We start from the raw sequence: 7,181 nt of genomic DNA, 5'->3' as shown, positions 1-7,181 counted from the left end.
ATACAACCAGTATCGGGGCGACCCTCCGCCTTGCGATCGCACGCACCAGACGCCGCCGGGCCCGCCCTTCGGGCGGACGACGCTACTTTCGAAATACGCCCTAGTCCGGTCCACCTGGCCCGAAAGCCCTCGCCGCGCCCGTGCCTTCCGGCGCCACTGGACGCTTCCAGCCGTAGGCCTCCCGGCCGGCCGTCCTAGTCCGGCCACACTCCGTTGGCCAGGAACGTGTCGATCGCCGCCGTGTACGGCGCGATGTCCAGGCCCTGTTCGGCCAGCCAGTCGTCGGAGTAGTACTTGTCGAGGTAGCGGTCGCCCGGGTCGCAGAGCAAGGTGACGACGCTGCCGGTGCGCCCGGCGGCCACCATCTCGGAGATGATCTTCAGGGCGGACCACAGACCGGTGCCGGTGGAGCCGCCCGCCTTGCGGCCTATGGCCGCTTCGAGGGCGCGCACGGCCGCGACGCTCGCCGCGTCCGGGACCTTCATCATCCGGTCGATGGCGCCGGGCAGGAAGCTCGGCTCCATCCGGGGCCGCCCGATGCCCTCGATGCGCGAGCCGCAGTCACTGGTCGCAGACGCGTCGCCGCGGGTCCAGCCGTCGAAGAAACAGGAGTTCTCCGGGTCGGGGACGCAGATGCGCGTGTCGTACTGCATGTAGTGCACATAGCGCGCGATGGTCGCCGAGGTGCCGCCGGTCCCGGCGGTGGCGACGATCCAGGCGGGCTCCGGGTAACGCTCCAGCTTCAACTGCTGGTAAATCGATTCTGCGATGTTGTTGTTGCCCCGCCAGTCGGTGGCCCGCTCCGCGTACGTGAACTGATCCATGTAGTGGCCGCCGGTCTCGGCGGCGAGCGCGGCGGACTCCTCGTACATCTTCATCGAGTCGTCCACGAAGTGGCACTGGCCGCCGTGGAATTCGATCAGGCGGCACTTCTCGGCGCTGGTGGTGCGCGGCATGACGGCGATGAACGGCACGCCGATGAGCTTGGCGAAGTACGCCTCGGAGACCGCGGTCGAGCCGCTGGACGCCTCGATGACCGGCTTGCCGGGACGGATCCAGCCGTTGCACAGCCCGTACAGGAAGAGCGAGCGGGCGAGCCGGTGCTTGAGGCTGCCGGTGGGGTGGGTGGACTCGTCCTTGAGGTACAGGTCGATGCCCCACCGCTCGGGCAGCGGGAAGCGCAGCAGATGCGTGTCGGCGGAGCGGTTGGCGTCGGCCTGGACCTTGCGCACGGCGTCCTTGAGCCACGCCCGGTAGGCCGCGTCGCTGCGGTCCACGTCGATGGTCTCCATGCCACTCCTCCATGTCTCGGGTGTCCCGGGGACGAGGGCGCCCGGGCTGGAAAGGTCGTGCAGCGTGTCGCCGAAGTCGGCTGGAAACGCGCGGCTCCGTCACTTGACAATACCGCCCTCACCTGCACAAACATTCCCTTTGGGGATCCATAGGGGTGGCTTGTGGGACGCCGGTGAAGCGGCGTACGGCGGCGGGTGACGGCCGATCCTCCGCGCGCCCTGGTGCGTACGGCCATCGTTGGGCAGACTGCCCAGCAGGAACGGCACGAAGGGGGCACAGCGGCCATGACCGAGCCCGAGTTCAGCGCCAGGGGTGTGCGGATCGAACGCTGGACGCGTTCGCTGACCAGGGCGGGACAAGTCCTGATCAAGGACGGCCGACTCGCCCTGCTCACCAGCAACGGGCGGGAGATCGACAGCGCGCCGCTGCGCGCGGTGAGCGCGGGCAAGCCGCTGCTGCCGTGGGCCGCCAAGGCCGACCGGACCGTGGCCAGGCTCAACGGCCACCGCTACCGGCTGACCATGGGCCAGCAGAGCGGCAGGCCGCGCGGCGCGGAGCTCGCCCAGCGCTTCCTGCAGGCGGTGCGTCCGGCGGGTGAACCACGCGGCTGAGGGGGCTGATGGGGCGCGAGTTGCGGAGCGCCGACCCCTGCGCCACCCTGGTCTCACATCACTGAGGGTTTACCGGCGGTCACGCTGTGATCCAGCCCGCCGGACCAGAAAGCTTCTTCCGGACCTCAATCGGGGAGGCGCAGCCGTGATCAGCCAGTCGAGCAGGCATTGCACGGTGGAGCTCCAAGCCCTGCCGTCGCGGATCGGGCAAGTCCGCAGAATCGTTTCAGCGCAGTTGCGTTACTGGCATCTCGATCCTCTGATAGACGAGGCGGCGCTGGGCGTCACCGAGTTGCTGACCAATGTTCACCGGCACGCCCAGCCGGACAAGATCTGCACCGTGGAGATCGAGCTGTTGCGCAACCGTCTCACGGTGTCCGTCCACGACCACGATCCGCGCATGCCCACGGTGCGCAGCGCCGACCCCTTCGCCACCAATGGCCGCGGACTCGCGATGATCGCGGCGGTCAGCGAGAGCTGGGGGGTGCGTCCGCAGGGCGCCTTGGGCAAGACCGTATGGTTCACACTCCCCGCGCCGCCGGCGGTCGCACTGCCGCCCCGCCCGGCGTACGGGACGAAGGCGGCCGCTCCCAAGGCGACCGGCCCCTGCCTGCGCAAACGACCCGCCCTGGTGCTCGCCGAGGGCCGGGCAGGCCATCCGCGCACCCCCGCCCGGCTGCCCGCGGCGGGCTGACCGGGCGGGGCGGCCGGGCAGGGCCGCTCACTCCGTCGCGATCGCCCGCAGCACGTCGAGGCGGGCCGCTCGGCGGGCCGGGCGCCAGTCGGCCAGGGCGCCCCATGATCACGGTGAAGCGGTCGGCCGGGAAGTCGACGCCCACCCCGTCCAGGGCCCTCACTTCGGTGTCGCCCGCGCCGTACGTCCTGACGGCGTCGACGACCCGGGCGGCGGTGGCCCGCAGTGCGGTCGTCAATCCGCACCGCCCTTGCGGCGGCCGAACTCCTCGTCCAGGACGGAGAGCCGGCGCCAGTACTCGTCCTCGTCGATCTCACCTGCGGCGAAGCGGCGGCCGAGCACGGCGAGCGGCGAGCGCTCGTCGAGCGAGGGGCGGCCGTCATAGGACCGCGGGTCGGCGAAGGGCGGGCGCCAGGGGCCGCGCCGTCCGCGCCACACCGTGCGGCGCAGCAGGGTCACGACCGTGAGGATCACGGCCGCCCAGATCACCGGGAAGAACAGGATCCAGGGGCCGGGTCCGTCGTAGGCCAGTGTGTTCATGGTGCTCAGCTCCTCGGTCGGGGGTGGGTCCCGTGGTGCTTTCGAGACTCCCGCCGAGGGGTGGTCCGGGTCGTCGTACAGCCAGCGGCACTTGCCGTACCTCCCGGGGAGTAGATGGAGCGCGGACGACTGCTCTCGCTTCTGTACCTACTAGTATGTACAGTAGGAGGCATGAGCACCCCCGAGCGTCTGATCGAGGCCACCCGGGAGCTGCTGTGGGAGCGGGGCTACGTCGGCACCAGCCCCAAGGCGATCCAGCAGCAGGCGGGCGCGGGCCAGGGCAGCATGTACCACCACTTCGCGGGCAAGCCGGACCTGGCGCTCGCCGCCATCCGGCGCACCGCCGACGAGCTGCGCGCGAGCGCCGAGGCCTCCTTCGGGAGCGAGGGCACGGCGTACGAACGGATCCGCGGCTATCTGCTGCGCGAGCGCGACGTCCTGCGCGGCTGCCCGGTGGGCCGGCTGACCATGGACCCGGACGTCATCGCGAGCGAGGAGCTGCGCGCGCCCGTCACCGAGACGATCGACTGGCTGCGCGAGCGGCTCGCGCGCATCGTCCAAGAGGGCCTGGACGCGGGCGAGTTCAGCGCTCACCTGGTGCCCGAGGAGATCGCGGCCACGGTGGTCGCGACCGTCCAGGGCGGCTACGTCCTGGCCCGCGCGTCCGGTTCGCCCGCCGCCTTCGACGCGGGGGTGCGCGGCCTGCTCGCCCTGCTCGCGCCCCGCACCCTCTGACCGCCACCACCAGCCCAGGAGCGCCCACCATGCACGTCACCCGTCAGCGCCCCGCCAGTGTGCGGGGCCCGGCCGAGCACTTCACGGGCACCGTCTGGCTCGACGAGATCGCCGCGCCCCCGTCCCCGTCCCGGCTGCGGATGTTCAGCGTCCACTTCACCCCCGGCGCCCACACCGCCTGGCACCGCCACCCGCGCGGCCAGGTTCTCCACGTGACCGAGGGCGAGGGCCTGGTGCAGCGCCGGGGCGGTCCCGTCGAGCCGATCCGGGCGGGCGACACCGTCTGGATCGAGCCGGACGAATGGCACTGGCACGGCGCCGGGCCGCACACGTTCATGACCCATCTCGCGGTCGTCGAGGCGGCACAGGACGGCACCGCGGTCGACTGGGATCGCCATGTCGCCGCCGACACCTACCCGTCGTCCCCTGCCTGAGGAGTACGCCGTGCACGCCCTGCAGTACGAGATCACCCTGCCCGCCGACTACGACATGGACATCATCCGCACCCGCGTGGCCACCCGGGGCCATCTCCTCGACGGCTTCCCCGGCCTCGGCCTCAAGGCGTATCTGATCCGCGAACGCGGCGCGGGCTCGCCGGTGAACGCGTATGCGCCGTTCTACCTCTGGAACACGCCCGAGGGCATGAACTCCTTCCTCTGGGGCCCGGGTTTCCAGGGCATCGTGGACGACTTCGGCCGCCCGGAGGTCCAGCACTGGACGGGGCTCTCGTACGAGGAGGGGGCGGCGGCCGGGGCCGTGCCGGTCTCCGCGACACGCGAGCGCCTCACGGTGCCGGACGGTGTGCGGCCCGGAGACTTCGTGGCCGAGCAGATGGAGCGGGCGGCCGCCCCGGGGACGGTGGCGAGCGCGCTGGCCGTCGACCCCCGCCGCTGGGAGCTGCTGCGCTTCACGCTCTGGGAGCAGGAGGCCCCGCAGGCGCCCGGCGACCGCTTCCAGGTGCTGCACGTGTCGGCGCCGGAGCGCGGCGAGCTGCCCCGGGGACGGCACTGGTGAGCGGGCCGGCCGTCGTCCGCACCGTGACCGGCGATGTGCCCGCCGACCGGCTCGGCGTGGTGGACGCGCACGACCATCTCTTCATCCGCAGCCCACTGTTGCCGGGCCAGGAGCTCGACGACGCCGGGGAAGCGTCCGCCCGGCTCGGCGCCTTCCATGCCCTCGGCGGTGGCACGGTGGTGCAGTGGACCCCGTACGGAATGGGCCGCCGGGCCGACAAACTGGCCGCGCTCTCAAGGGAGTCAGGCGTCCATATCGTGGCCGCCACCGGGCTGCACCAGGCCGCCCACTACCCGCCCGAACTGCTCGACTCCGTACGCGACTCGCTCGCCGAGCTGTTCGTGCGCGAGATCACCGAGGGCGTGGCGGGCGGCGGTGGGGCGCGGGCCGGGCTGATCAAGGTCGCCGGGGGCTTCCACGGGCTCGACGCGCACGCCCGGCTGACGATGCGCGCGGCCGCCGAGGCCCATCACCGCACGGGCGCGGCCGTCGCGGTGCACCTGGAGCTCGGGACCGGAGCCCTCGACGTCCTCGACCTGCTCTGCGGGGAGCTGGGGGTGGCGCCGGACCGGGTGATCCTCGGCCACCTCAACCGCTCCCCCGACTTCGCCGGCCACCGCCAGGCCGCCGCCGCGGGCGCCTATCTGGGCTTCGACGGGCCGTCCCGGGCCAACCACGCCACCGACTGGCGGATGCCGGAGGCTCTGAAGGCGCTCGCCGACGCCGGTTTCGCGGACCGGCTGCTGCTCGGCGGGGACACGGTGACCCCGGACACGCCGGGCATGCCGTACCTGCTGCGCCGGGTGCGGCCCGGGCTCGAACTCGCCCTGGGCGAAGAGCTGGTGGAGCGGGTGCTGGTGGCGAATCCGCCGGGGGCGTTCGCGTTGCGCCACTGAGCGCTTCGCCGGGATCGCGGTCGGACAGCCGCGGGCCGTGCGGGGCTGGTCGCGCGGTTCCCCGCGCCCCTTACGGGGCCGCGGTGCCGCACCGGACGTCCACAGCCCCGCTCGGCGCCCGCCGTTGCGGGACCGACCCGCGATCATGGGCCGAACGCCCGTCAGCCCAGCGCCGCCAGCGGGTCGTCGAGCACCGGCTGCCACGCCAGCTCGGCCGCGCCGACCAGGCTGTTGTGGTCGAGCGAACACGCGAGGATGGGCACGCCGCCGCTGCGCCCCCACAGGCTGCGGTCGGCGACGACCGCCCGCAGCCGGTCGGGGTCCGCCTCCAGCAAGGCCTTGTGCAGTCCGCCGAGGATGATCCGGTCGGGGTTGAGGATGTTGACGAGCCCGGCAAGGCCCAGGCCCAGGCGGTCGATGAGCTCCTGCGCGGCCCCGCGTACGGACGGGTCCTCGTACTCCGTGCGCAGCAACTCGCGGGACTGCTCCAGGAGCGAGACCTCGGGGCCCGGGTCGCGGCCCGCCGCCACCAGGAAGGCGAGCGGGTCGGTCTCCACGTCGAGGCAGCCCCGGCCGCCGCAGTAGCAGGGGCGGCCCTCGGGGCTGACGGTGAGGTGGCCGACTTCCAGGGCCAGGCCCGAACTCCCGGTGTGCAGACGGCCGTCGAGGACGAGGGCGCCGCCGACGCCGCGGTGCCCGGTGGCCACGCAGAGCAGGTGCTGCGCGCCGCGCCCGGCGCCGTGGCGGTGCTCGGCGAGGGCGGCGAGGTTGACGTCGTTGCCGGTGAAGGCCGGACCCTCGATGCCCGCGGCCCGTACCTGCTCGGCGAAGATCTCGCGCACCGGGGCGCCCGCGGGCCAGGCCAGGTGCAGCGGGTTCAGCGCGGTGCCGTCCGGCTCGGCGACGGCCGACGGCACGGCCAGGCCCGCGCCGACGCAGCGCAGCCCGCTGCCGCGCAGGAGTTCGGCGCCCGCCTCGACGACCTCGCCCAGCACCTGCGCCGGGTCGGCGGAGACGGTGACGCAGCCGGGTGCGGTGGCGACCGTACGGCCGCCCAGGCCCACCAGCGCGGCGCGGAATCCGTCGGCGTGCACCTGGGCGGCGAGGGCGACGGGGCCCGAGTCGTTGACCGCGAGGCGGTGCGAGGGGCGGCCCTGGGAACCGGCGGCGGCGCCGGGGCGGGAGTCGACCTGGATGAGGCCGAGCGCTTCGAGTTCGGCGGCGACCGCTCCGGCCGTGGCCCGGGTGACGCCCAGCTCGGCGGTGAGGACGGCGCGGGTGGGCGCGCGGCCGGTGTGGACCAGTTCGAGCGCGGGGCCGAGTGCCCCGCGGCCCCTGTCCAGCCTCGTCCTGGTGTGCGTCGCCTTGCCGTTCATGGGGCCGAGTCTCCCATGATCC

Annotated in this window: 9 protein-coding genes and 1 pseudogene; 6 read left to right on the top strand and 4 right to left on the bottom strand. The window is 73.1% G+C overall.

The features are described 5' to 3' along the window. Positions 1–194: 194 nt before the first annotated feature. Positions 195–1,292 carry an L-cysteine desulfhydrase Cds1 gene (gene cds1 / locus ACZ499_RS19500; protein ID WP_468676463.1) on the bottom strand — a complete coding sequence of 366 codons (1,098 nt, stop codon included), beginning with the start codon at positions 1,290–1,292 and terminating at the stop codon, positions 195–197. Between the two features lie 285 nt (positions 1,293–1,577). On the opposite strand from cds1, the gene ACZ499_RS19495 reads away from it, so the two are divergent. Both ACZ499_RS19495 and ACZ499_RS19490 read left to right on the top strand, forming a co-directional pair. Continuing rightward, positions 1,578–1,904, top strand: coding sequence for a hypothetical protein (locus ACZ499_RS19495; protein ID WP_468409295.1), 327 nt, complete (start codon positions 1,578–1,580; stop codon positions 1,902–1,904). 145 nt (positions 1,905–2,049) lie between these two features. Next, complete coding sequence (locus ACZ499_RS19490) at positions 2,050–2,598, top strand: ATP-binding protein (RefSeq protein WP_468676460.1); 549 nt, start codon at positions 2,050–2,052, stop codon at positions 2,596–2,598. A 91-nt stretch (positions 2,599–2,689) separates the two neighbouring features. On the opposite strand, the pseudogene ACZ499_RS19485 reads toward ACZ499_RS19490, so the two are convergent. Then, positions 2,690–2,836 (bottom strand): annotated as a pseudogene (locus tag ACZ499_RS19485) (ABC transporter ATP-binding protein); the annotation flags it as partial. Beyond that, positions 2,833–3,138 carry an SHOCT domain-containing protein gene (locus ACZ499_RS19480; RefSeq protein WP_468676458.1) on the bottom strand — a complete coding sequence of 102 codons (306 nt, stop codon included), beginning with the start codon at positions 3,136–3,138 and terminating at the stop codon, positions 2,833–2,835. The pseudogene ACZ499_RS19485 and the gene ACZ499_RS19480, both read right to left, overlap by 4 nt. Positions 3,139–3,309: 171 nt before the next feature. On the opposite strand from ACZ499_RS19480, the gene ACZ499_RS19475 reads away from it, so the two are divergent. From ACZ499_RS19475 to ACZ499_RS19460, 4 genes are read left to right on the top strand one after another with little or no spacing between them, the layout of a single operon-like run. Then, positions 3,310–3,873 (top strand): TetR/AcrR family transcriptional regulator, encoded by a 564-nt coding sequence (locus ACZ499_RS19475; RefSeq protein ID WP_385535415.1) that lies wholly within the window; start codon positions 3,310–3,312, stop codon positions 3,871–3,873. A gap of 29 nt (positions 3,874–3,902) precedes the next feature. Then, the gene (locus tag ACZ499_RS19470; protein ID WP_468676455.1) at positions 3,903–4,307 is read left to right on the top strand and encodes a (R)-mandelonitrile lyase; all 405 of its coding nucleotides are present in this window, start codon (positions 3,903–3,905) and stop codon (positions 4,305–4,307) included. Between the two features lie 10 nt (positions 4,308–4,317). Further along, positions 4,318–4,887, top strand: coding sequence for a DUF4865 family protein (locus ACZ499_RS19465; protein WP_468676454.1), 570 nt, complete (start codon positions 4,318–4,320; stop codon positions 4,885–4,887). Further along, complete coding sequence (locus ACZ499_RS19460) at positions 4,881–5,783, top strand: phosphotriesterase family protein (protein WP_468676478.1); 903 nt, start codon at positions 4,881–4,883, stop codon at positions 5,781–5,783. The genes ACZ499_RS19465 and ACZ499_RS19460 overlap by 7 nt, the downstream gene beginning before the upstream one ends. 161 nt (positions 5,784–5,944) lie before the next feature. Here the strand turns inward: ACZ499_RS19460 and ACZ499_RS19455 are convergent, their stop codons facing one another. Further along, a complete protein-coding gene (locus tag ACZ499_RS19455) occupies positions 5,945–7,159 on the bottom strand; it encodes an ROK family protein (RefSeq protein ID WP_385535409.1) in 1,215 nt (404 codons plus the stop codon). Positions 7,160–7,181: the final 22 nt, after the last annotated feature.

This window comes from Streptomyces sp. NPDC031265 (genome assembly GCF_055570295.1).
Note: the sequence above shows the minus strand (reverse complement) of the source record. Positions and strands in the feature narration are given on the sequence as shown.

Bases quoted from the DNA above. Each gene is read 5' to 3' on its own strand.
- ACZ499_RS19480 (WP_468676458.1), bottom strand. From the start codon at position 3,138: ATGAACACACTGGCCTACGACGGACCCGGCCCCTGGATCCTGTTCTTC.
- ACZ499_RS19470 (WP_468676455.1), top strand. From the start codon at position 3,903: ATGCACGTCACCCGTCAGCGCCCCGCCAGTGTGCGGGGCCCGGCCGAG.
- ACZ499_RS19495 (WP_468409295.1), top strand. From the start codon at position 1,578: ATGACCGAGCCCGAGTTCAGCGCCAGGGGTGTGCGGATCGAACGCTGG.
- ACZ499_RS19455 (WP_385535409.1), bottom strand. From the start codon at position 7,159: ATGAACGGCAAGGCGACGCACACCAGGACGAGGCTGGACAGGGGCCGC.
- ACZ499_RS19475 (WP_385535415.1), top strand. From the start codon at position 3,310: ATGAGCACCCCCGAGCGTCTGATCGAGGCCACCCGGGAGCTGCTGTGG.
- cds1 (WP_468676463.1), bottom strand. From the start codon at position 1,292: ATGGAGACCATCGACGTGGACCGCAGCGACGCGGCCTACCGGGCGTGG.